The organism is Chryseobacterium gambrini (genome assembly GCF_900156825.1).
In the GTDB taxonomy this organism is placed as follows: Bacteria; Bacteroidota; Bacteroidia; order Flavobacteriales; family Weeksellaceae; genus Chryseobacterium; species Chryseobacterium gambrini.
In genome coordinates, this window is record NZ_FTOV01000011.1 from 66,480 (window position 1) to 90,794 (window position 24,315).

The window sequence follows — 24,315 nt, forward strand, 5'->3', positions numbered from 1 at the left end:
AAATTGGCTTTAGCCGAAACTTGGTAACACAAAAAAATCCTTGTTAAAGTTCAAAACCTCAGCAAGGATCAAGTTACTAACAGTCTTTAAAAATTAGTCAATACTAATACCCTCAATTGCTTTTTCCAAAGAAGTTTCCATTATTCCGGGGATTGATAAACCTTCAGCACGGAAAACACTTACGTCCGACACTCCGTAAAATCCAAAAACATTCTTTACATAAGGAACATTAGAATCATAAACCTGATAAGGACCTTCAGAATAAATATTTCCGGAAGTAAAGGCAATGTATAATTTTTTATCGTTTAATAAACCTTTGGGACCGTTTTCATCATATTTAAAAGTATATCCTGCTCTCGAAGTAAAATCAAAATACGCTCTGAGTGTTGCCGGAACCGAGAAATTGTACATCGGAGAATCAATTACAATAATGTCTGCCTCCTGCAATTCTGAAATCAGTCCTTTTGAATAGTCGCTGATTTCCGTTTGTTCCGCAGAATGGCTTTCCTCCGGAGAGAAGAACGCATTAATGTGCTTTTCTTCCAGAAACGGAACGTGGTCTTTCGTCAGATCACGCTCTTTAATTACAGCATCAGAATATTTTTCCTTAATTTTTTCCACTACGGCATTTCCTAATTTTCTGCTTGCCGATATTTCAGCTCTCGGACTTGAAATGATATGAAGGATGTTTTTCATTTTTAAAAATTTAAATTTCTTCAGCAAAATTATGTACATTTGCTTATCAAAAGTTAGTAGTAAACAAAAGGTTAGCAGTAACCTTTAGATTAGTTAAAATTGAAACACATGGAAAATACGATGGTTTTTGAAGAGCCTATGACGGCTGAAAAATGCAGCGGACATCTTTCCTCCGTGGAAGATGCTATCTATGTGATTGGAGGAAAATGGAAGCTCAAAATCATTATAGCATTACATGAAAACGGAAATATCCGATTCAATGAGCTTCAGAGAATCGTTGCCGGAATATCCGCAAGAGTACTTTCCAATGAACTCAAAGATCTGGAGCTGAACGGTTTTGTAAAAAGAGTAGTACATGCGGAACAGATGCCTGTTGTGGTAGAATACATTTCAACCGATTACAGCAGAACCCTGAAACCTGTTATTATGGCGCTTTCGGAGTGGGGAAGAAAGCACAAAAAAAATATCCGTGAGGATCTGTTTTAATTAAATGACTGCCGAAATTCCAAAGGCGACATCTTCGTTTTCTTTTTGAAAAGCGTGCTGAATGACTGCGCATGTTCAAATCCCAGCTCATAAGCAATTTCACTGACGGATAATTCCGTTGTAGAAAGCTTTTCCTTTGCTTTACTGATCAGCTTTTCGTGGATATGCTGCTGCGTGTTCTGTCCGGTATGAGCCCGCAAAAGGTCGCTCAGATAATTTGGCGAAAGATTCATGGCTTCTGCAATTTGATGAACCGTTAACAGTTCTTTCTCTGCAGAATTGTCAATAAAATAATCATTCAGATAGCTTTCAAATTTTGTTAAAAGATGATGATTGCCATTTTTTTTGGTAATAAACTACTTTCTTTCACACCGGATGTATGCAAAATGAAGATTGTCGTATGCAAATTACGGATTGTGGTTCTTGAATTGAATTAACAATAAAAATTTACAACAGAATCATCCGTACAAATAGCAAAATCAGAGGCAGGTAAAATTGCAATATAGATTCTTCATTCTGCTCTTGCTCCATTCAGGATGACAAACTTAACGCATATAATTATGAGTGAAAATTTGTGTGAAATCAGTATTTAAATAAAACTATTTTCCATGTTTAGAAGACATATAAAAACTCAGTGTTCCGCCATTCATAATCTCAGAATGCTTCAGTGTGAAATTTTTAATTTCCTTTCCATTCAAAAGAACTTTCTGCACATACACATTCTTCGGACTTTGATTAATCGCTTCAATCTCAAACGTTTTTCCGTTTTCTAAATTTAAAACAGCATGTTCAATTGCAGGACTTCCGATGGCATAATCTTCCGAACCCGGAGCAACAGGATAAAAACCAAGGGAACTCAAAATATACCATGCGCTCATTTGTCCCGCATCATCATTTCCACCCAATCCATCGGGAGTGGCTTTGTATTGCATTTCTAAAATCCGTCTGATCTGCACCTGTGTTTTCCATGGCTGCCCTACCCAGTTGTAAAGATAGGCAACGTGATGTGCAGGTTCATTTCCGTGAACATATCCTCCGATAATTCCTTCCCGGGTAATGTCTTCCGTATCGGCAAAAAACTCGTCGGGCAAATGCATTGTGAACAATTCGTCCAGTTTGGAAGCGAATTTTTTCTTGCCGCCCATAAGCTGAATCAATTCATCCGGATTTTGAGGAACAAAAAAGCTGTAATTCCATGAATTTCCTTCAATAAATCCTTGTCCGTGAGTGCTTAAAGCGTTAAAATCCTTCTTAAAACTTCCGTCTGCCAAACGGGGACGCATAAACCCAATGTTTTTATCAAAATTATTTTTCCAGTTTTCAGAACGTTTCATAAACTGGTTGTAAATGTCTGTTTCTCCTACATATTTTGCCAATTGGGCAATTGCCCAGTCATCATAAGCATATTCCAGCGTATTGGAAACCGAAGTCCCGCTTTTTTCGGCAGGGATGTATCCTAAATCAATATATTGTCCGATGCCTTCATAATCTCTTTTGTTTGCCGTAGCAACACAGGCTTGTAACGCTGCTTTTGCATCACCGCTGTAATTTCCTTTAATAATTGCATCTGCAACCACACTTACACTGTGATAGCCGCTCATACACCAGTTGTCGTTCGCATAATGCGACCAGATCGGCAGCATTTTCACAGAAAACTGATCGTAATGTGCCATCATGGATTTCACCATATCGCTGTTTCTTTTAGGCTGAATAATATTGAAGAACGGATGAAGCGTTCGGTAAGTATCCCAAAGTGAGAAAGTGGTGTAATTTGTAGAATTGTCTGCCTGATGAATGTTTTGATCCACACCTTTATACTCTCCGTTTACGTCCATATAAGTGGTCGGATTAATAAAAGTATGATACATCGCAGTATAAAAATTCGTTTTTTCGTTTTCAGAACCTTTGATGACGATTTTATTTAATTCTTTGTTCCAATTGTTCTGCGTCTGCGTTTTTATCTGATCGAAAGATAAATTTCCGGCTTCTTTTTCTAAATTTTCCAAAGCGTTTGTCTGACTTACCGGAGAAATAGCCAGTTTTACTTCAATGGCTTCATTTTCATTCGTGTCAAAATCAAAATACATTTTCAGGTTTTTCCCTGCGATTTCAGGAAAGTTTTTCGTCTGGTCGAATTTTCTCCAGAATCCGTTGTAAACCTGTTTTCCGTCATAATTTTTTTGTCCGTAAGATTTAAAGGGTTTTGAAAATTTCATCGCAAAATAAACCGTTCTCGTTCTTGCCCAGCCATTGGTTTGTCTGTAGCCGGTTACTGTATTTCCGTTTTCCACACGAACATAAGTCCAGATATTTTTTCCGTCATAATTATAAATTCCGGCCATCAAATCTAATATGAGGTGTGCCTGATCAGACTTAGGAAAAGTATATCGGTGAACTCCTACTCTGGTTGTGGAAGTCAATTCTGCCAAAATATTATGGTCTTCCAGTTTTACTTGATAATATCCCGCTTCTGCTTTTTCGTTCTGATGAGAAAATCTGCTTCTGTAACCACTTTCAGGATTTGTTGCCGCTCCGGGATTTAACTGCAGTTTTCCCACAGTCGGCATGATTAAAAAATCTCCCAAATCAGAATGTCCTGTTCCGCTAAAATGTGTCGAACTGAAACCGACAATGGTTTTATCTTCATAGCGGTAGCCTGCGCAGTATTTGTAAACGTCACCATTGTATTTTCCATTCATTGCGTAGGAAATTGTATCGGTTTCCGGACTTAACTGAACGGCTCCGAAAGGTGCGGTTGCGCCGGGATAGGTGTGTCCCATTTTTTCTGTTCCGATGAACGGATTCACATATTGATAAAGTTTTTCGGTTTTTTGAGCTTTAAAATGTAAACTAAAAAACAAAAGAAATAGAAAAGCAATAGTTCCGTACCTTCTCATGCATGAATATTTTTAATGAAAAGTAAATGTAGACAAAAACAAGGAATAATTGTTTATCGTTTTATTTTAAACTAAAATTTGAGCCTTTGCGATTAACCAAAAACAAAAAAATCATTTCTCAGAAAAACGAAAGCCAATCCCATGAAGATTTTCAATGGAAATATTTTCTTCGCCGGAAAAGACTTTTCGCAGCCTTGAAATAAAAACATCGAGACTCCGTCCCATAAAATAATCATCATCGCCCCAAACCGCCTTCAGAATATCCTGTCTTTTGAGAACGGTATTTTTATTTCGGATAAAAAATAAAAGCAGCTCCGATTCTCTTTGAGTAAGTGTTACTGTGCTTTCCGAATTGTGTAAGGTGTAATTGTTCGGATCGAAATCATAGTTTCCGACCTTGTATTTTGTTGGTGCAGATTCTTTTTTCTTAGATCTTCTCAGAAAGACTTCAATTTTAAGAATAAGCTCTTCAATGCTGAAAGGTTTTACCAGATAATCATCGGCTCCTATTTTCAATCCTTTAATCCGGTCTTCTTTCAGTGCTTTGGCTGAAATGAAAATAATGGGAATTTCAGAATCTTTTTCTCTGATATGCTGTGCAACCTCAAAACCGTTCATTTCCGGCATCATGATATCTAAAAGACAAATGTCGAAACATTCTCTGTTAAAAGCATCCAAAGCCGATTTTCCGTCAGAATAGCAGGAAATATCGTAATGATTTTCCAGACTGTCCTGAATAAGGAACGCAATGGTTTTGTCGTCTTCGGCGTAGAGAATTTTAGATTTTTCCATGATTACACATATTCTTTAGAATGTCAAAAACAGGGTAGTGGTTATTCCTTGATGGCTGTTGTTTTCAACAGAAATTTTCCAGTTATGTTGCTGAACTACTTTTTTTACATAAAAAAGTCCCAGTCCGAAACCATTTACCGCATCGCTTTTTGAAGTGTTTACCCTGTAAAATTTATCAAAAATATGAGGAAGGTTTTTCGCAGGAATCCCGATTCCGTTGTCTTTGAACTTTAAATATAAACCTTTTGTGTCATTTAAAGAAGAAATAATAATGTGTGGCTGGGTTTCGCAGTATTTTATGGAATTGTCCAGAATATTGTAAATGATATTGCTGAAATGAAATTCGTCGGCTATAACGGAAATATTCTCATCAATAGATAAATCAATCGAAATGTTTTCATTCTTCTGCTTTACGGTTTCTGCAATTTCCTGAATGAAAGGCTTTAAAACAATTCTCTGCGGTTTTAGAGACAATCCAGAAGCATCATTTTTAGCAATATTCAGGATTTTTTCAATATGACTATTCAGTTTGTGGCTCTGATCCGTAATAATGGACGTGTACGTCTGTAATTTAGGATTTTCCTTGATCTGTTCCTGCTTGGTTAAAGCTTCCGAAGCCAGCAGTATAGAAGAAAGAGGCGTTTTGAATTCATGCGTCATATTATTGATGAAATCTCTCTGCAGTTCCGAGAATTTTTTCTGCTGAATAATGGTATAAATGGAATATACATATACCAGAAGAATGATAATCAGGGCAAAAGTGAGAAGATACCAGAAACGTAACGAACTGATGAGATACGTGGTTTTATCCGGAAAACGGATGGAAAAATAATACACCAGATTTTTATGCTTCGGAAATTTAATCACTTTTTCATTCGGGCTTTCCTGATGTTTGGATACGAATTTTCCGTAGATCATCTGATCGCTGTGGCAATTGTACAATGCGTAAACATAATCGGTATTAATTTGAAAACGTGTAAATTCAGTTTTCAGGTAATGTTCCAGAACTTCAGGGTGAAATTCATTGTTAATATTAACCACATAATAATCATTGGAAATATTCTGAACAGGACTTTCAGTAAAGGAAGTTTTTCCGCCGGAAAGTTTTTCAACCACTTCCAGTAAAGCAATGTTTACAGTCTGATTGAATTTCTTGTCTTCAAGATTATAAGCCTGTCGTGTCCATAAAAGCTGTGCTATCAGAATTCCGATAATAGCAACAAAACCAAGCGTTATAATAATATTGAGTTTCTTTATTTCCATTTTACAGGAACAATAATATCCAAAAATATCTATTAATTTCTGATCATTAACAACTTATTAACAAATGTTTGAGACCGGTTAACAGGATTAATATAAATATTCATCTTACATTTGTGAAAACAAAAATAAATCGGTTCTTTTTAATTATTAAAATTTATACTCATGAAAAATTTAAAAATTTCAGCATTATTAGCAGTTTTGGCATTTTCTCCTTTTTTTGCAAATACACTTCCGACTGACAATAATCCGGTTGTAAGAATTCTTGCAGACGTTACATGGAAATCAGAATCTATAGATGTTGGAAATATTCCTCAGGGAAAACCAAAAACCATCAGATTCGAATTTACAAATACTTCAAAGAAGCCTATCATTATCGAAAATGTAGCGCCTTCTTGCGGATGTACAACTGCGGATTATACAAAAACGCCTATTCTTCCGGGTAAGAAAGGATTTGTAGAAGCTAGCTACAACGCTGCTGCAGCGGGTCCTTTCATGAAAACAGTGAACGTTACCACAAGCGACAGCAAAACTCCAAAGACTCTTTCTTTTAAAGGTACAGTTGTTGCTTCTTAATCTGAATAAATTTAATCTTGTTCAATATAAAAACAGCCCGACAATTTCTGTCGGGCTGTTTTTGATTTAAATTGAATTATTTTAAAACTTTTATTTTAGAGATTCTATAAAAATTTCTAACGGTGCGAAACAATAATTTTTCTGCTGATTTCTTCAGAATCTGTATCGATTTTCAATAAATAATTTCCTTCAGGAATTCCCGAAACATGAATTTCAATTCGGTTGGATATTAGTTTTTCTGATGAACTTTGAATTACTCTTCCGCTCATATCCATTAACTGATATTTTATACTTCCGGATGTTCTGTTGTCAAATTCCACATACACAAACTGGCTTGCCGGAACCGGATAAATCCTTATTCCTTTATCTGAAACCACATTCGATGTTCCCAAAGTTGAACATACTGCATTGGCTTTTTGAGAATTTTTGATGACATCCACTTTCTGATTTCCCGTAACGTAATAATCCAGTTCCGAAGTAATCATCAGACTCGTACTTGCTCCAAGCCAGTCCTGAAGAAGAGAAGCGAAAATCTGCCGGTAATCATATCTTCTTTGATTTTGGTTATAGTAAAAACTTGTCTGGTTGGTAAATACAGGATGATCTCCCAAAATTCCTGCGGCTGCGGCGTTTCCAACCACGAAAAACGGAGCAAGATCTCCATGATCGGTACCGGTACTTCCGTTTTCGCGAACCTGTCTGCCGAATTCACTGAAAGTAACCGTCATTATTTTATCTGCAATTCCCAACTGCTGAATATCTGCCTGAAAAGCGGCAACAGAATTGGAAATATCAGCCAATAGATTCGCGTGGGTTCCCAAATGCGTACTTCCCGTCTGTACCTGACTCACGTGAGTATCAAATCCGCTTAGATTCACCTGAAAAATCTTGGTCTTGCTGCCTCCTTTAATCATTCTTGCCACTGTTTTCAGTTGTTTTCCAAGAGATGAATTAGGATAAGTAGTGGTTGAATTGTTTCCGGCGTTGAAAAGCTGCATCACACGGTCATAGTACGCATCCATACTCGTGGCAACTCCTTTTATATAATTTAGAAGATCATTATATTCAGAATTCATTAAATTTAAATTGCTGAAAACACTCGACTGAAATCCGGTCATATTGTATTCGATATTTTTCTCAGTCGTATGTTCATAAAACAGACACGGATTGAGATTTCCCATCTGTATAGCAAGCGGATCAGGATTCAGCGTCGTCGGATTTCCGGCAAGTCCCGGATATAACGCACCAAGATATCTTCCGAAAATACCGTCGAGAAGATCCGAATTTGTTGTTCCGTCTTTCCCTGCAAACATTAAATTTTCTGATCGGAAATGCGAATAATTCGGGTTCGGATAGCCCACTCCGTTCATTAAAAGCAGTTTTCCAGAATCATATAGACTTTTAAAACCCGTCATAGAAGGATTAAGCCCTACAAGCTTACCGGAAGATACCGTACTGTCTAACGGAATGTAACTTCCCGTTCCTGAACTGGCAATTTTTATATTGGGACGTAAGGCGGCATACGTACTGTACTGGCTGATCGGAATTACCGTATTCAATCCGTCATTTGCTCCTGCAAGTCTCAGAATAACCAGAGAACGGTCGTTAACCGTATCACAGTTCAGTTGAAAATCCAAAAACTGATTCATAAACCTCGAAGGCATTCCGTTAAGATAAAACGGAGCTCCGACTCCTGCAAGAGATATTAATTTTAAAAAATCTTTTCTGTTCATGATCTTAAATTATTTGGAATTCAGGAGATTTAATGATGGCTTTTACCAGTCTGTCGATCGGAATCTTTACATTATTGGCATTTCCTGTACTGAGGTAGTTATTCCACTCGTTCTGCCAGTTGATGGTGCTTAAATTATTCAAAAAAACACCTTTAAAATAATCATAACGGGTGCCGTCCGGAACTTCCACAAACATCATCTGGAGAAATTCTGTAACGAGTGTATCTGCATTGGCAGGATTTGAAAAATATCCGCTGTCTTTTACAAAAGATGCATTGTTCAGTTTAAAGGTAAAGCCATTATAGGTAAGACCGTTGATGAGATAATCTATTGTATTGTTGTACCGTATTCTCAGAGATGAAGTGGTAATCCAGTTTTTATCATAATTCGGACTGCTGGAATATCCTGCATATCCGTTCACCGACTGAGGACTGAAAATGGGCATTCCCATATTTGTAGAGAAATTGCCGACAACATTCATCAGACTGTGTATTGCCGAAGGATTTACGCCATACAGCGGAACCTGAAGATTCAGCAGGGAAAACATATGAAGATAAAGCTCAACAGGATTTCTTACAATATTTCCGATGGTCTGGTCTCCCGTAATGCTGTCTTCCTCATCGTAAAAATGTTTGCTTTTCAGCAGGGTGGTCAGTGCAGGAATAATATTGTAATTGTCTGCCTTAAGAGAAGCTGCCAAAGGAACAATGATGTCGTTTTCGATCTCGGTGGTTATTAATCTTCCCACAAAATAACGGTACATTCTTCTGCAATACGCTTTTGCCGTTTCATCCTGATTAAAAACCATGTTAATGAAATTCTGAAGTTCGGCTTTAATCGTTGCTTCTGTATTTCCTCCCGAAATTGACTGATTTCCGAAAGCTGACGAAAATGTTTTGGTTCCCGTATCATGCGTGTTAACTTTTACCTGACCGATGGGAATATTCGTTACCGGATCCAGAGAAGTAAGTCTTGCTGTTTTATCCAGATGTACCGATGAAGTCAGGGAGAATCCTGTTAAAACTCTTGCCGCCTGTTGTACATCTGTTTCCGTGTAATTGGTATAATTTCCCGTAGCAATCTGCGGTCCTTTTAGAATCGTAAACAATTCCAGAAACTCCCTTGCATAATTTTGATTGGGACTTGTGCTCAGATTCACATTATTATTCAGGAAAATAAGCATTCTCGGATTCTGTGTTATTCTGAAAGCCAGTTCTTTAAGACTTCCATTCGCATGAAACCTGAGAAGCTCTTTATAGTCATAATTCGTCCAGAAAGAAGCATTATCATCCGTTACAAAAAGGACGTGAAGAAAATAAGCAATCTTGTGTTGTGCAGAAGGATCCTTCAAAGCACTGTAAAGCCACCAGTAAAGATCGTTTCTCACGCTGTTTGCCGTACTTTGGGTATCGGTAATCGTAGGATTTGCTGCTGTCGGGACAATTGTTTCACCCACGTTATTCAGCGGAGAAGGCGGAACAGGATTGCTGAATGTAAACAATTCCGTAAGCGCCTGTTGTGGAGTTTTGGTTGCAAAATCCAGAATCTTTGCTTTCGTAATGTTATAAGTGGTACGTCTGAGAAGATGATAAGCATTCGAAAATCCCAGCACATTGGTTTTAGGAGTAAGACTTGGCATAATTATGCTTAATTTTTAACAAATGTACAATTTTAATGAATTAAATTTAATGTTTTAATAAAATTGCAGAGATTAAATTTAGTATATATTGAAAATGTTTGGGGATTGATTTTATGAAGCTTGGTATAGCAGGTTTTTTACAATTCTATATCGTGCATAGCTTTTTACTCTGCCAAAACAAATATTTATAGTAAATTTACTACTTAACGTAATCTATTAAAACTAAATTATGAATCTTTATACACAGCCGATGCTTCGTGAAGGAGCTTTAAAAGATAAAGTAGCCATTGTAACAGGAGGAGGGAGCGGTCTCGGAAAAGCAATGACCAAATATTTTCTCGAATTGGGCGCAAAAGTAGTCATCACTTCCAGAAACCTCGAAAAACTACAGGGAACTGCAAAAGAACTGGAAGAAGAAACAGGCGGAAAAGTTCTTTGCGTAGCATGTGACGTAAGAAACTGGGATGAGGTAGAAGCCATGAAAGAAGCTGCGTTAAAAGAATTCGGAAAAATTGATATCCTGCTCAACAATGCTGCCGGAAACTTTATTTCACCCACAGAAAGGCTCACTCACTCTGCTTTTGATGCTGTTCTGGATATTGTGTTGAAAGGAACAAAGAACTGTACCCTTTCCGTTGGTAAACACTGGATCGATTCCAAAACACCGGGAACGGTTTTAAATATTGTAACAACGTATGCATGGACAGGTTCTGCGTATGTGGTTCCGTCCGCTTGCGCAAAAGCAGGCGTTTTGGCAATGACGAGATCTTTGGCGGTAGAATGGGCAAAATACGGAATCCGTTTCAATGCCATTGCTCCGGGACCATTTCCTACAAAAGGAGCATGGGACAGATTGCTTCCGGGAAACCTGCAGGAAAAATTTGATATGAGAAAGAAAGTTCCTTTAAGAAGAGTAGGAGAACATCAGGAACTGGCAAATCTTGCCGCTTACTTAGTTTCAGATTATTCAGCTTATATGAATGGTGAAGTGGTAACCATCGACGGTGGAGAATGGTTGCAGGGAGCAGGTGAATTTAATATGTTGGAAGATATTCCGCAGGAAATGTGGGATGCTCTCGAAGCGATGATTAAAGCTAAAAAATCAAATTAAATTTTAGATTTTAATGTTTCACTGTCATTCTGATCGGAACGAAGTGGAGTGAAGAATCTCTAAAAAAGAATATTTAGATTCCTCCTTCGTCAGAATGACAATGTGTATAAAAATTTATTTGAATATACTTTATTTATCATGCTTGGATTTTAACCGCGAAGAGCACTAAAGATTTGATAAGGAACACAATAGTTGTGAGCTTTGTGGATCACCTTAGTGTACGTTGTGGTAAAAAAATAATAATGATTACAGTAAGCAACATTTAATTATAGCATATTGCGGATAATCAGGAAAATTTAAATTGTTTTCTAATTTAAAAAGAAAAAAAACCTTTAAACAAAGCAAAAAGTAGATTCTCAATGGGGAATCTACTTTTTTTATTTGGGTGATTTTACGGTTGAAATTTAGGTGATTTACTGAGACATCTCATCACGCACGACTATAAATTTGCAGTATCAATTTTTAATAACCTAAACAACCAAACATGGAAACATTAAAGTCGGTGTTGGAAGCGAACCACACCAAGAAAACAAAAAGTGAATTAATTGATTTATTAACAGGACTGGAAAAATCTTTAAGTCCCGCAGTTTACGAAAAAGTTTCAGGTATTGAAACGTCAGAACTTTCTTCTCTTTCCAACAAAGAATTGGTAAGCATTATTGAAGACTTCAAAAAAAATTACGATGAGAAGTGGGAAAAATCTTTCGCAGCCGTTTCTTCAGAAATCATGAAAATGATGGCAGGAAGAATGGCGGCAGACGATCAGGTTTTCAAAACTTCAGGAGCCGAAAGCGCAGATTTTGCAGCAGAATTGGGAAGCATCGATTTTGCAACCATCATCGGAGGTCCGTTGGATGCGTGTGTAAAAGCACAGTCGAACGCATCAATCAGCACAGTAAATTTCATCAAAGAAGTAGGATTCGAGCAGGATGGAAGCGACAGCAAACTTCGTATGGCGGAATTCAAGTACAAAAAAATGGGACCAAACCCCGATTTTGATCCGGCAGAACCCGAAAGTTCCACCAATCCTAAAGAAACAATGAACGATGTTGAAATTTCAGTTCCTTTCATTGCATTACTAAATGTTCCGAGCTTCAGAATTGAAACCTGCGAAGTGGATTTCAATGTAAAATTAAATTCTACTTACACCAAAGATGTAAGCGATGAATTCGGGATTACTGCGGGAGCTTCAGGAGGTTTCGGACCGGTGAAGTTTAAAGTGGATGTTTCTTACAAAAGAACTTCAGCCACAGGAATTAAAGTGGAAAAAGAATATTCTCTGGGCGTAAAAGTAAGAGCAACCAACGACGAAATGCCTGCAGGATTGGAAAAAGTTTTAGGATTACTTGCACAATAAAAACCCTTTACGAGAAATGATTAAATTATCAGATTACCTGGATTATCTCAACAACGAGATAATTCAGGCTCGTAAAAAAGCAGACGAAAATGCGGTAATGATCGCAAAAGAATATGCTAAACACGAGTATTTAAAGTTTTTTAAAGTTCCAAGATATTCGCTTCCGAGTGTAAAGATGGATATTCCCATCAAGATCACGGATATTGATGCAGATTCGAAGTACAATTTCAAGTACAGCGAAGATCAGCTTGTGGAAGATGTTAACAAAAAAATCCGCCTTGTCAATAAAGAGAAAAACCTCAACATGACAGAGATCAGTAAAAAACAGCTTCAGACCAAAGAATTTACCAGTCTTTTTAAAGCACTTGAAACCGGAGACCAGAAATTCGGAAAAAAACCTTCTGTGGAATTGCTTAAAGTTGATCTCAGACAGAATGTTAAAAGTTTAAATTCCGGAATTTTCCGCGTGCAGGAAGGAAACGGCGAAGAGGAAGTGAATGAGCTGAAAGAAATTTTTAGTAATGCTTTGCTGAACAGATTCAGCCTCGTGAATTCTAAAATCAATAACATCTACATCGATCCCAATACCAACTCTGCGGAAGATAAAGACAAGCTTTTCGTCAATCTTCATGTGGAAATGGAAGACGAAGGAATCAGAATCGTCTCTTTTAAAGACAAAGACGGCAAAGAAGTCGAACAGATAATTTTTGAGTAATGCAGGAACTTGTTCATCATACGATACAGAAAATTCAGGGATTGCTTGAGCATTTTAATAAAGTTCAGGAGCTTTATCTGTCGAAGTCTTTCGATTTTGATGCGCAGTTTGAGGAATTTCTCTACGAATTTTTAGATTACCTGAAAACCAAAGGAAATACTACGTACGAATCCGAAGTTTTAAAGGTTATGAACATGATTTCCACTGTAAAAAGAGGGTTTAATCCTGTTCAGATGGAAAAAATAGCTTCGGGAAAACGTGAGCTGACTTGGGGATTTTCATTTAGTGCAATGGAAAGTGTACACAAGTTTTTAATGGAAATGTATACCAAAGAGCATAAAAAACTGGATGAAGCAGAAGAAATTTTGTCAGGATTAATAGTTTCTCTCTATCAAAACGGAATACTGAACGACGAAATCGTGAAAAGTCTCGCCAATGTACCAAAAATTGAAGACTTCTGGAATTCTTTAATCAAACAAAACACTCAGATTTCAGGAATCAATAAAAAACTCAGATTACAGATGATCTCGGAAGACATTTACCTGCTTCTTGAAAAAGTCCTTTTGAAATTAAACTAATCTGTAATAATTTAAAATCTCTGTGTTTGTTAATTTAAGTGAAATCGAAGATTCGACGTAGTCAAACACCTTTGTGAGCCTTAAAAACAATTAGTTGAAAAAAAACTTATTGCCCTTTGTATTAAAATTAAAAGGCGAATAATAGATTTAAAAACAAAACCCATGGAAAATGAAAGATACATTGTTGTTCTCGAAGATCAGCATAAAAATTCCCTCAAAAAAATTGAAAATGAATTTGATGTAAACATTACCTCATCAGAATTTCTTTCCGCAGAAAACCGAGCCTATGATGTTATTGATGAAGATAACGGAGTCCTCTACAAAAATCTGGGTGTTCTTGTGGTTGAAAATATGGATGAAGCACAGTTGAAAAGCGCTGTGAAAAACGATTCTAACCCGATCGTTTATTTTGAAAAAGAAAGAGATTTTTTTTCGGCGGATGAACTCTCCCTCATCAGTGAACTGAAAAAGCAGTCCGCAGAGATTGCCGACAAAATCACCGAGCTGGAAAAATACATTATAAATAAACCGTTACCCCAAAAACCTTTAGTGGAAATGGAATGGGGGCTCAAAGCTTTGGGTCTCGGAAATTCATTATACACGGGAAAAGGTGTTGATATCTGTATTCTGGATACAGGTCTCGAACTTTCTCATCCCGATTTTTTCGGAAAAAATATTGAAGGGAAATCCTTTATTGCCGGAGAAGACTGGAACCGCGATCCGAACGGTCACGGAACCCACTGTGCAGGAGTTGCGACAGGAAACATACGACTGGATAACGGAAAACGGTACGGAATCGCAAAAGAGGCTAATTTAAAAATTGCAAAAGTGCTTTCCGATGCAGGAAAAGGAACCACAAGCAGCGTTATTGATGCCATAGACTGGGCAATTACAAAGAAATTCAGAATTCTGTCCCTTTCACTCGCTTCTCCCGTTCTGCTGAATGAAGCACCTTCCCCGCTTTTTGAAACCGTGGGTGCAAGAGCTTTGGAAAACAACTGCATCATTATTGCAGCAGCAGGAAACGACAGCAACAGACCGGCTGTTCCCAAACCTGTCTCAATGCCCGCAAACTCCATGTCCGTAATGGCAGTCGGAGCGATTGACGGACAAATGAAAGTGGCTAAATTTTCCAACGCGGGCTTAAATCCTTCAACCGGAGGAAACGTCAATATCTGCGCTCCCGGAGTCGATATCATCAGTTCTTATCCCAAAAATTCTAAGAATAAAAACAGCAATTATTACGCAATGAGCGGAACAAGCATGGCAACACCGCATGTTTCAGGTCTTATTGCCTTATATATGGAACAGTTTCCCGAAAAATCGGCAAAAGAAATCTGGGAACTCGTAGAAATGAAGGCAAAGCCCATCGAAGGTTTGAAATACAGAGACATCGGAAACGGACTTATACAGATATAATGATGAAAACATACTTAGCAGTTCTCAAAAAAAATACAGATATCAGACAGCTTGAAAAAGAACTGAAAAAAAACAATGTAAAATTGTCTGCCCACTATAAAACCATCGGAGTAGTAAAACTCGAAAGCGAAAAGCCGGTTTCAGATAAAGATTTTGAGCAGTATTTTCTTTCTATGGAAGAAGATAAAGAAATTTAACAAGATAAATGAAGACATCAGACTTTTCTGTCCGGAGAAGTCTTATTTTTGTTTACTTTGTTAAATTAAAAATAGTAATATGAACTTCAAAATTCCAACCCTTGTTTCTGCGCTTGCCGTGATGTTCTTTTCACAGTCTGCTTTGGCTCAGGAAGCCCCGAAATACAGCTACGTAGAAGCTTTCAAACCATTTTTCTATACACAGACAGGTACGCCTACAAGATCCGCAAGCGGACAGCCGGGACACGCCTACTGGCAAAATTCGGCAAGTTACAATCTCGATGTAAGCCTTAACGAAGCCAAAAACGAACTTTCGGGAACTGCGGAAATCACTTATACAAACAACAGTCCGGATAAATTAGGTTTTTTATGGCTGCAGCTCGACCAGAATTTATTTGCAAAAGATTCAAGAGGAAATGCAGTCGTACCGACTTCGGGAAGCCGAAACGGAGCGCACGGTGAGGAATTTGACGGCGGTTACAAAATAAAATCGGTAAAACTGGACGGAAAGGATGTGAAATATACGATTACTGATACCAGAATGCAGATCGATCTTCCAGCAGAACTGAAAGCGATGGGAGGCGTCGCAAAAATTAGGATTGAATATTCTTTCCTTTCTCCAAAATACGGTTCCGACAGAATGGGAATTCAAGATACGAAAAACGGAAAAATCTTTACGATAGCACAATGGTATCCGAGAATGTGTGTGTATGATGATGTCATGGGATGGAATACGCTGCCTTATCTTGGTGCTTCGGAATTTTATCTGGAATACGGAGATATTACGGCAAACATTACCGTTCCTGCCAATCATTATGTGGTGGCTTCAGGAGAATTGCTGAATTCAAAAGAAGTGTATTCCAAAGAAGAAATCAGCCGATGGGATCAGGCAAAGAACAGTGATAAAACAGTGATGATCCGTTCCGAATCTGAATTAGGAAAAAATAATTCCTCAGGAACAAAAACATGGAAATTTAAAATCAATCAGGCAAGAGATTTTGCTTGGGCTTCCTCTCCTGCATTTATTCTGGATGCCGCAAAAATTAACCTTCCGAGCGGAAAAAAATCTTTGGCAATCTCTGCTTATCCTGTAGAAAGTGTAGGGAAAGAGGCATGGAGCAGATCTACAGAATACACAAAAGCGGCGATTGAGCATTACTCTGCAAAATGGTACGAATACACCTATCCGGCTGCAACCAACGTGGCAGGAAATGAAGGCGGAATGGAATATCCGGGAATTGTTTTCTGCCATATGGATTCCAAAGGCGGCGATCTTTGGGGTGTTACAGATCATGAATTCGGGCACAACTGGTTCCCGATGATTGTGGGTTCCAACGAAAGATTATTTGCTTGGATGGATGAAGGATTTAATACATTCATCAACGAACTTTCTACGGAAGCTTTCAACAAAGGTGAGTATTACGAAAAGAAAAATATTGCGCAGATGAGCGGATATATTATGAGTGACGGTTTTGAACCCATCATGGTAGGTCCGGATAATATGAAAGAAAACAGCATCGGAGCTTTGGCGTATTTCAAACCGGGAATGGGACTGCAAATCTTAAGAGAATCTATTTTAGGACCTGAAAAATTCGACAAGGCATTCAGAACCTATGTTGAAAGATGGGCTTTCAAACATCCTACACCTTGGGATTTTTTCCACACGATGGAAAATGTGTCGGGTGAAGAGCTGAACTGGTTCTGGAGAGGCTGGTTCATCAACAAATGGAAAATCGATCAGGGCATTAAAAATGTAAAATACGTTAACGGAGACTTTAAAAACGGAGCGCAGATCACGGTTGAAAATATCGGACAGTTACCAATGCCGACCAACGTTCAGGTTAAATTTAAAGACGGAACACAGCAGATGGTAAAACTGCCGATCGAGGTCTGGAAAAGAAATACGGAATGGACATTCAGAATCAATTCCACAAAAGAAATCGATCAGGTGAAACTGGATCCAAATTCAGAAATTCCGGATGTAGATTCTAAAAATAACACCTGGAGTTCCGCGGATGCAAAACCGACAGAAAAAGTAAATCTTAAAGAATTTACGGGAACTTTCGGAAGCAAGGATCTTCCGATGAAAATTGTATTTACAGAGAAAAACAACCAGCTTTTTGCTCAGGCAACAGGACAGCAGGAATTTCCTCTGGAATATACCGGGAACAATACGTTCAGTCTGGAAATGGCGCAGATTTCTTTAACTTTCAGTCAGGATAAAAAATCATTTACCTTTAAGCAGAACGGAAGAGAATTTAAATTTAATAAAGAATAATTTTAATCTTTTTGAACCATTAAGTTCTAAATTGAGAGGGTAAACTGTATTAAGGAAAATCATTTTTTTAAATCTTAAAAATTAGAAACTTATATATTCTTAACTCCTTAAATCCATCTTAAGGTTCAATTTAAATAATATATGATTGTCCGTAATTTGCCATAATTGGAAAATCTTTGGGTTCTTCGCTGAGTGAAACGCCTTTGCGAACTTAAAAACAGTTAGTATATAAAGAATCTTTGCGAGTCTTTGCGTTAAAAAAAACAGTTTGATTAATAACGGATAATCAATAAATAATAAATCAAAACTTCGGAAAATACTCCGGAGTTTTTTGTTTTTAAATTGAATTTAATATTAAAATTCCCAATTCTAGAGGCTGTTTTAAGGAGAAACCTTAATTTTGTTACTTAAAATAGATGATTATGAATTACAGATTTTCAATCGTATTCCTGATGATTTTTGCATTGGGATTTTCGCAGAATCTTAAGGTGATGAGTTTTAATATCAGACTGAATGTAGATTCGGATAAAGAAAATTCATGGACGAACAGGAAACAGGATGTTGTAGATCTCCTTACGTATTATCATCCCGATTATTTCGGCGTTCAGGAAGCGTTGCCGGATCAGATGAAGGATATAAAAAACGGATTGAAAAACTATGATTATGTAGGAGTGGGAAGAGACGACGGAAAAGAAAAAGGTGAATTTTCGGCTATTTTTTATGATACAGAGAGATTGCAGGTTTTAAAATCGGATACGTTCTGGCTTTCGGAAACTCCTGAAAAACCATCAAAAGGGTGGGATGCCGCTTTGAACAGAATCTGTACGTATGCTGTTTTCAGAGATAAAAAATCTAAAAAAGAATTCATGGCACTGAATCTTCATTTCGATCACATCGGAAATGTAGCAAGAGTGAAGTCTTCAGAATTAATTTTAAAGAAAATCAAAGAAATCAATCCTAAAAATCTGCCTGTAACTGTGAGTGGGGATTTTAATTTAACGGAAGATTCAGAACCGATAAAAATTATGTCGCAGAATATGCAGGACAGTTTTTATCATTCAGAAACAAAACATTACGGTCCGAAAGGAACTTTTACAGGTTTCAATGTAAATGAAATTCCACAGGACAGAATTGATTATATTTTCGTCAAAGGATTTAAGATCAAATCTCACAGACACATCAACGACAGAAGAGAAAATCTGCTGTATCCATCGGATCACTTTCCGGTTTTGGTGGATTTAATGTTTTAAAATGGCTCCAGTCAAATATTTAAGATAATAGATGATTTCTGCTTAATTGTAAGCGATCAAAAAATTATATAAACGGTAATAATTATATTGCCGTTTTTTGTTACTTTTATGTTAAATAAAATACTTATTATAAAAAGATTTTAATGAAAAAACTTGTTTTGGGTGTATTGTTTTTAGTTTCATGGCAATTTTCCGCGCAGGAATTGTATATGCCGAGAAATATTAAAAAAGCATACGAAAACGGAACCCGTGATCTGTCGGGCGCTCCGGGTAAAAATTACTGGCAGAATAAAGGGATTTATAATGTTGAGGTAAAGGTAGATGCCAATTCTAAGGTGGTTTCGGGAAAGGAAACCATCGTCTATACCAACAACAGCCCAAATGATCTGAATGATCTTGCCATAAGATTTGTTAATAACCTCCATAAACCACAGGCTCCGAGATCGGGCGTTGTTTCCAAGGATTTTCTTTCTTCGGGGTTGCATATTAAATCATTTGCTGTAAATGGTGAAAAATATAACGTAAACAGCGACGATTGGGGAACGGTTGAAAAAATAAAGCTGAATTCAGCCTTAAAATCCAAAGAGAAAGCTGAAATTAAAATAGAGTGGGAGTATCCTTTATCTGTACAAAGCGGAAGAGAAGGACAGATAGATCCTGAAACATTTTATGTTGCCTATTCTTTCCCGAGAGTCTCTGTTTATGATGATTATAATGGATGGGATATGCTTCCGCATTCCGACAGGCAGGAGTTTTATAATGATTTCAACGATTACAGTTTTGCGATTACTGCGCCTAAAAATTACGTAGTCTGGGCAACCGGAGATTTCCTGAATCCCGATGCCGTTCTTCAGTCTGAGTATTTAAAAAGATATAAGTCTTCGTTAAAAAGCGACAAAGTCATTCATATTGCGACTGAGCAAGAAATGAAGTCCGGAAAAGTAACGAAGCAGAATAAATGGAATACGTGGAAATTTAAAGCCAGTCACATCACCGATTTCTGTTTTGCTTTAAGCAATCATTATGTTTGGGATGCAGCAAGTGTGCAGCTTAAAACGAAAAGAGCAAGTGTTCAGGCAGGTTACAAAGCGGATGCAAAAGATTTTGAGCATTATGTGGAATGGATGCAGTATAATCTCGACTGGTTTTCTAAAAACTGGCCCGGAGTGGAATATCCTTACAATGCGATGACCGCAATTCAGGGATACGCAGACATGGAATATCCGATGATGATTAATGATACCAGTATTCCGGATGATTTTCAGGATGCGAGATTAACGGCGGATCACGAAATTGCACATACTTATTTTCCTTTCTATATGGGCATCAACGAAACCCGTTATGCTTTTATGGATGAAGGATGGGCAACGACTTTGGAATATTTAATCGGAATTGATGAAAACGGAGAAGCAAAAGCCAAAGAATTTTATAAAAATTTCAGAGTGAAAAGATGGATTAATGATCCTTCTGCAGAACAGGATCAGCCAATTATTACGATGAGTACTCAGGTAAGCGGAGCAGGGTATGGAAACAATTCTTATGTAAAAGCATCCCTGTCTTATCTGGCTTTAAAAGATTATCTGGGAGATGATTTGTTTAAAAAAGCATTACATCATTATATGAACAACTGGAACGGAAAACATCCGATTCCGTGGGATTATTTTAATTCTATGAATACAGGTTCGGGAAAAAATCTGAACTGGTTCTTTAATAACTGGTTTTACACCAATAATTATATCGATCTGAAAGTGTCTTCAGCATCTCAGATGAATGATCTTCTGACGGTAAATGTAGATAATGTGGGCGGTTTTGCCATCCCTTTTGATGCGGAAATCGGATATGAAGACGGAAGTGTGGAGAAGCTTCATTTTTCGCCATCGGTCTGGGAAAAAGATCAGAAAAAAACAATGCTTACGGTTCCGATTACCAAAAAAGTAAAATCGGTAAATCTTGATGGTGGTATCTTTATGGATTATACACCGAAAGACAATACTAAAACATTATAAATAGATTCCGGCTGTTTCAGAGAAACAGCCGGAATCATTTGTATTAAAATTAACAATAAAGATTAGTATAGTCTTAGTCCTGATCTTGCTCCGTTAGAAGCTACAACAGACTGCATTCTGGTTTTTTGTCCTGCGGAGAACATAAACATGGCTGCATCATCCACATAATCCATATAATTCATGAACATTACAGATCTCTGTACGCCGCTGCAGGTATTGTAAAGAGGGTAGCTTGGTTTTCCTGTGTTAGCTGTTGTTTGTGTAGGTGTATCGCTTACAAGGTCGTTTCCACAGTTCGCATCTCCCCAGATGTGTCTTAAGTTCAGGTAGTGTCCAACTTCGTGGGTGGCTGTTCTTCCCAGATTAAATGGAGAAGAGGCACCGGTTTTACCAAAATAAGGAGCGGCAATTACCACACCATCATTCCATAATCCGGAAGATTCAGGGAAAGTCGCATAGCCAAGAACCTGTCCCATATTTCCTACCGTCCAGATGTTTAGATAGTTAGATGGGCTTGTTGCGTCAATTCCTCCGGTAGATGCTTTCTTCATGGCATCATTGGTACCCCAGCTTGTTTTGGTAGTAGATTTTCTCACCACATTTGCCAGTCTGAATCTTACTTTCACATCACCTGCTTTTACCCCCTGAAATTCGGAAGGAATTTTTGAAACGTCGGTGTTCGTTCCTGCATAATCCGCATTAAGAACTGCAATTTGTTCTGCAATACGCGCATCAGAAACATTTTCAGCAGTTGTTCTGTATAAGACATTTACCACTACCGGAATTTCAACGGTACCATCGGATAATACTTTTCCCAGCTTCATGTCATTTTCAAATCGTTCGGTTTTGGCTTCGATTTCAGAATATTTTTGTCTCAGTTCCGAACTGTTTTTCAATGCCACTTTTCTGATTTCTTCTGAAGCACAGCCTCTTTGCAGTGCGGTTCCGGAAATGGCAGGAGTGTTTTCAGATCCTTCGGTCTGGTTAGAAATGTTGTCGCTGTTACACGCAGACAGGAAACTCAGCATAAGAGCTCCGAATAATAGTTTTTTCATAAAAATACAATATTTTGTTTCGCAGGATGAAATTATATTATTTGAAGTAGATATGCAAGTATTTCACTGTATAGTTGAATTATTTTATTATTCAATAAATAGTAATTTTAAATATATGTTACTGTATTTATATTTAAACGGTGTTTTTGTTGATTATTTAAAACCATTATTGAGTAATGCTTGAATGTTGATTTTATCCTGCAAAACCGTTTTTAATGGCAAAAACGGCAAGACCGACCCGTGTTTTAAGATCTAATTTATCACAAAGCTGATCTCTGTAGCTTTCCACTGTTCTCGGGCTGCAGCACATTTTATCCGCAATTTCTTTATAGCTGAGTTCTGTAACGGTATATTTTAAAAACTCTTTCTCGCGGTCGGAAATTTTTACATTATTGGCAGCATCTTCATTGTTCATGTTGGAAAAAATGATTTTCGAAGCCCATTCCGGATAAAAAAAACCGTCATTGTTAAGTTTCGTCAATGCATTCTCCAGTTCCTTCGGATGTGTATTTTTCAGTAAGTACCCTTTGGCGCCGTTCCGGATCATTTTAATAACGCTTTTATCGTCGCCCTGCATGCTTAAAGCCATCACTTTAATGTTCGGATGATTTTCTTTAAGCCAAAGCACGGTTTCGAAACCGTCCATAATCGGCATACTGATGTCCAGAAGAATGATATCCGGAATTTTGCTGTTGTTTTCGAATTTCTGGATCAGATCTTTTCCGTTTTCGGCAACGTAGATCACTTCAAACTCCGGAAAATTATCAATAATTCCTTCTAAAGCTTTTGCGATAAGTACATGATCGTCTACAATTACTATCGTTTTTTTCATGGCTGTCTTTTTAAAATAATGTTGAGCGTAGTTCCCAAATTTTTCTGACTTTCAAGGCAAAAATCTGCCCCGATAATTTCGGCTCTGTTTTTCATATTGGTGAGCCCGATTCCGTTGGATTTGATGTTGGACTGATCGAAACCCACCCCGTCATCTTTAATATTCAGTTCCCAAAGCGACTCCTGAGAAGTATTCAGATTAATCAGAATATTTTTACAGCCCGAATGTTTGATGCTGTTCTGAATAAATTCCTGAGTAATTCTCAGCAATACGTTTTTATGCACAAAGCTGAGATCCAGCTGATTAAAATTATGCTGAAAATCGACATGGCATTTTTTAAACGCATTGGTATTGTCTACTTCTTCCTGAATTAAAGTTACGATTTCCTTTTGATTAATATTATCGTCCGTTAATGTTTTTGAAAGGCTCCTGAGATCGTGAAGCGACTGATTGATGATCTGTGAAACCTGCTCAATTCTTTCGCTTACCTCCGGAACTTTATTCTCATACAAAAGCTGCTGCGTGTAAAGGCTCACTAACGTTAATTTCTGCCCGATATTATCGTGAAGTTCGCGCCCGATCTGCTGCATCGTTGCCTGCTGGATTTCAAGCTGCGTCGCTAACAATTCTTTTTGGTGAATTTCGTTTTTTATTTCAATCTCATTCAGATATTCTTTCTTGCGCTGTTTGTATTTGCGGATATAAACCATCACTGCAGCCACAAACAATACAAAGAATATATTGAAAAGGATGATTGTTATTATGAGCTCTGTTTTCCCCATATAAATGAAATTGAGAATAATAAATACATGATGATTCCGGAAACTAGGAAATAATTAAAATACATATTCCATAATTCTGGATACTTGTTTAATAAACTGAAGAACGTCCAAAAAGGTAAAGTTCCGATATAAAATAAAGTGACCCCGAGATTAATGTAAAACATTTTGTTTTTACTGAAATGCAAAATATCCGAAGAGTTAATTTGCCTGTAATATTCCATTATCACAAGAACCATAAGGATAAGGCAGCCAAACGTATAATTGAATGAAAAAATTATTTTTCCTGCTTTAAAAAAATATTCATTGGGAAGAAAGGAAAGCAGATAAATAACAGATAGCGTATAGAATAGTTTTGGTCTTTTTAATGATTTTGCTGCGTAAAGCCAATAGAAAAATAAAAACTCAACAGGAATAACAAAATAATTAAAAAACTTTGGCTTATTATATTCCATTAAATATCCGCCCCATTTCCCAAAAACTTCACATAAAAACATGAGTATTAAATAAATGGAAAAGTACTTCCAGTATTTATCTTTAGCATTCCTATAAAATATAATAGAAATAAGAGCAGCCAGCCCTTCCATCCAGATTAAAGATTCTTGTAGTACTTTTTGAAATTCACTCATTGTGCTTATTCGTGTAAATATAATTTTTTA

The 24,315-nt window shown here is 37.3% G+C and carries 21 protein-coding genes and 1 pseudogene; 11 read left to right on the forward strand and 11 right to left on the reverse strand.

Annotated elements, in window-relative coordinates; translation table 11 throughout:
- Positions 1-93: 93 nt before the first annotated feature.
- Positions 94-696 (reverse strand): FMN-dependent NADH-azoreductase, encoded by a 603-nt coding sequence (locus tag BW951_RS17040; RefSeq protein WP_076395262.1) that lies wholly within the window; start codon positions 694-696, stop codon positions 94-96.
- Between the two features lie 108 nt (positions 697-804).
- Between BW951_RS17040 and BW951_RS17045 the strand changes: the two genes are divergently transcribed.
- Positions 805-1,182, forward strand: coding sequence for a winged helix-turn-helix transcriptional regulator (locus tag BW951_RS17045; RefSeq protein ID WP_056017652.1), 378 nt, complete (start codon positions 805-807; stop codon positions 1,180-1,182).
- Here BW951_RS17045 and BW951_RS17050 read toward each other — a convergent pair.
- The 4 genes and pseudogenes from BW951_RS17050 to BW951_RS17065 all read right to left on the reverse strand — a co-directional run.
- A pseudogene (locus BW951_RS17050) lies at positions 1,179-1,538 on the reverse strand (helix-turn-helix domain-containing protein); the annotation flags it as partial. The gene BW951_RS17045 and the pseudogene BW951_RS17050 sit on opposite strands and share 4 nt — an antisense overlap.
- A gap of 243 nt (positions 1,539-1,781) precedes the next feature.
- On the reverse strand, positions 1,782-4,079 hold the full coding sequence (locus BW951_RS17055; RefSeq protein ID WP_076395101.1) for a GH92 family glycosyl hydrolase: 2,298 nt from the start codon (positions 4,077-4,079) through the stop codon (positions 1,782-1,784).
- A gap of 111 nt (positions 4,080-4,190) precedes the next feature.
- A complete protein-coding gene (locus BW951_RS17060) occupies positions 4,191-4,871 on the reverse strand; it encodes a response regulator transcription factor (RefSeq protein WP_076395103.1) in 681 nt (226 codons plus the stop codon).
- A 15-nt stretch (positions 4,872-4,886) separates the two neighbouring features.
- Positions 4,887-6,134 carry a sensor histidine kinase gene (locus BW951_RS17065; protein WP_076395105.1) on the reverse strand — a complete coding sequence of 416 codons (1,248 nt, stop codon included), beginning with the start codon at positions 6,132-6,134 and terminating at the stop codon, positions 4,887-4,889.
- Positions 6,135-6,296: 162 nt separating this feature from the next.
- Between BW951_RS17065 and BW951_RS17070 the strand changes: the two genes are divergently transcribed.
- The gene (locus BW951_RS17070; protein WP_076395107.1) at positions 6,297-6,707 is read left to right on the forward strand and encodes a DUF1573 domain-containing protein; all 411 of its coding nucleotides are present in this window, start codon (positions 6,297-6,299) and stop codon (positions 6,705-6,707) included.
- A 116-nt stretch (positions 6,708-6,823) separates the two neighbouring features.
- On the opposite strand, the gene BW951_RS17075 is transcribed toward BW951_RS17070, so the two are convergent.
- Both BW951_RS17075 and BW951_RS17080 read right to left on the reverse strand, forming a co-directional pair.
- Complete coding sequence (locus BW951_RS17075; RefSeq protein WP_076395109.1) at positions 6,824-8,440, reverse strand: DUF1501 domain-containing protein; 1,617 nt, start codon at positions 8,438-8,440, stop codon at positions 6,824-6,826.
- A gap of 4 nt (positions 8,441-8,444) precedes the next feature.
- The gene (locus BW951_RS17080) at positions 8,445-10,079 is read right to left on the reverse strand and encodes a DUF1800 family protein (protein WP_076395110.1); all 1,635 of its coding nucleotides are present in this window, start codon (positions 10,077-10,079) and stop codon (positions 8,445-8,447) included.
- Between the two features lie 229 nt (positions 10,080-10,308).
- Here BW951_RS17080 and BW951_RS17085 point away from each other — a divergent pair, with 229 nt between their 5' ends.
- From BW951_RS17085 to BW951_RS17125, 9 genes are all read left to right on the forward strand, one after another.
- Positions 10,309-11,190 (forward strand): SDR family oxidoreductase, encoded by an 882-nt coding sequence (locus BW951_RS17085; protein WP_076395112.1) that lies wholly within the window; start codon positions 10,309-10,311, stop codon positions 11,188-11,190.
- 484 nt (positions 11,191-11,674) lie between these two features.
- On the forward strand, positions 11,675-12,547 hold the full coding sequence (locus BW951_RS17090; RefSeq protein ID WP_228408263.1) for a DUF2589 domain-containing protein: 873 nt from the start codon (positions 11,675-11,677) through the stop codon (positions 12,545-12,547).
- A gap of 16 nt (positions 12,548-12,563) precedes the next feature.
- Positions 12,564-13,262 carry a hypothetical protein gene (locus tag BW951_RS17095; RefSeq protein WP_076395114.1) on the forward strand — a complete coding sequence of 233 codons (699 nt, stop codon included), beginning with the start codon at positions 12,564-12,566 and terminating at the stop codon, positions 13,260-13,262.
- Positions 13,262-13,840 carry a hypothetical protein gene (locus BW951_RS17100; protein ID WP_076395116.1) on the forward strand — a complete coding sequence of 193 codons (579 nt, stop codon included), beginning with the start codon at positions 13,262-13,264 and terminating at the stop codon, positions 13,838-13,840. The genes BW951_RS17095 and BW951_RS17100 overlap by 1 nt, the downstream gene beginning before the upstream one ends.
- Positions 13,841-14,002: 162 nt before the next feature.
- The gene (locus BW951_RS17105) at positions 14,003-15,259 is read left to right on the forward strand and encodes a S8 family peptidase (protein WP_076395118.1); all 1,257 of its coding nucleotides are present in this window, start codon (positions 14,003-14,005) and stop codon (positions 15,257-15,259) included.
- A gap of 2 nt (positions 15,260-15,261) precedes the next feature.
- The gene (locus BW951_RS17110; RefSeq protein WP_139326199.1) at positions 15,262-15,456 is read left to right on the forward strand and encodes a hypothetical protein; all 195 of its coding nucleotides are present in this window, start codon (positions 15,262-15,264) and stop codon (positions 15,454-15,456) included.
- Between the two features lie 79 nt (positions 15,457-15,535).
- A complete protein-coding gene (locus tag BW951_RS17115) occupies positions 15,536-17,734 on the forward strand; it encodes a M1 family metallopeptidase (RefSeq protein ID WP_076395122.1) in 2,199 nt (732 codons plus the stop codon).
- Between the two features lie 422 nt (positions 17,735-18,156).
- Positions 18,157-18,984 carry an endonuclease/exonuclease/phosphatase family protein gene (locus BW951_RS17120; RefSeq protein ID WP_076395124.1) on the forward strand — a complete coding sequence of 276 codons (828 nt, stop codon included), beginning with the start codon at positions 18,157-18,159 and terminating at the stop codon, positions 18,982-18,984.
- Between the two features lie 143 nt (positions 18,985-19,127).
- A complete protein-coding gene (locus BW951_RS17125) occupies positions 19,128-20,990 on the forward strand; it encodes a M1 family metallopeptidase (RefSeq protein ID WP_076395126.1) in 1,863 nt (620 codons plus the stop codon).
- A 62-nt stretch (positions 20,991-21,052) separates the two neighbouring features.
- On the opposite strand, the gene BW951_RS17130 is transcribed toward BW951_RS17125, so the two are convergent.
- The 4 genes from BW951_RS17130 to BW951_RS17145 all read right to left on the reverse strand — a co-directional run bounded on the left by BW951_RS17130 (position 21,053) and on the right by BW951_RS17145 (position 24,285).
- Positions 21,053-22,045 (reverse strand): zinc metalloprotease, encoded by a 993-nt coding sequence (locus tag BW951_RS17130; protein ID WP_076395128.1) that lies wholly within the window; start codon positions 22,043-22,045, stop codon positions 21,053-21,055.
- Between the two features lie 193 nt (positions 22,046-22,238).
- Positions 22,239-22,877 (reverse strand): response regulator transcription factor, encoded by a 639-nt coding sequence (locus tag BW951_RS17135; protein ID WP_076395130.1) that lies wholly within the window; start codon positions 22,875-22,877, stop codon positions 22,239-22,241.
- Positions 22,874-23,659 carry a sensor histidine kinase gene (locus BW951_RS17140; protein WP_076395132.1) on the reverse strand — a complete coding sequence of 262 codons (786 nt, stop codon included), beginning with the start codon at positions 23,657-23,659 and terminating at the stop codon, positions 22,874-22,876. Before BW951_RS17140 ends, BW951_RS17135 begins: the two co-directional genes overlap by 4 nt.
- Entirely contained in the window at positions 23,638-24,285 is a 648-nt protein-coding gene (locus BW951_RS17145; RefSeq protein ID WP_076395134.1) for a hypothetical protein, read from the reverse strand. The genes BW951_RS17140 and BW951_RS17145 overlap by 22 nt, the downstream gene beginning before the upstream one ends.
- Between the last annotated feature and the right edge of the window lie 30 nt (positions 24,286-24,315).